Here is a 478-nt window from a genome sequence, read left to right as displayed (position 1 = left end):
CCGGGCTCGGGGCAAAGCCCGAGCCTGGCTCAGTCCTGGTGACTAGTTAAGGGCGTCGATAGCAGTGCAGGCCTTGCCGGCTGCCTTCTGCGGCTCCATTCCGGAAAATACATCCTGCGCTAGGGTCACCTCGATGTCGGCGACTTCGAGATAGCGAGGCGACAACGGCCGGGGTGAGGCACTCTCGAGATGAGGGATGATGAGATCCGCACCCTTGCGGTTTGCCGCCAAAAAGCTCTTTGCGGCCTTCATGTTTGCCGGAACAAGCTCGACAACATCGCCGTTCACGTCTTCGCGGGTTAGGAACTGGATGAGTTTCCAAGCGGCTTCCTTGTGCTGGGAAGCTTCAAAGACGGCAAGGTTCCACCCGCCGTAGGTGCCAATCGCCGTCTTACCTTCGGGCGCATTCCCTACAACGAAATCCCAGTCAAGTTTGGACTTCTGCAGGGTTGGCTGCTCCAGCGCGGGCCAGAACTCG

1 protein-coding gene is annotated in these 478 nt (G+C 59.4%); it reads right to left on the bottom strand.

The window, feature by feature from the left end; translation table 11 throughout:
- Positions 1 to 42: 42 nt before the first annotated feature.
- Positions 43 to 478: extracellular solute-binding protein (locus EH240_RS37465; protein WP_125007295.1), on the bottom strand; the 436-nt coding region annotated here is incomplete at its 5' end.

It is taken from the genome of Mesorhizobium tamadayense (genome assembly GCF_003863365.1).
Classification (GTDB): domain Bacteria; phylum Pseudomonadota; class Alphaproteobacteria; order Rhizobiales; family Rhizobiaceae; genus Mesorhizobium; species Mesorhizobium tamadayense.
This window is presented reverse-complemented; position numbering and strand designations above follow the sequence as displayed.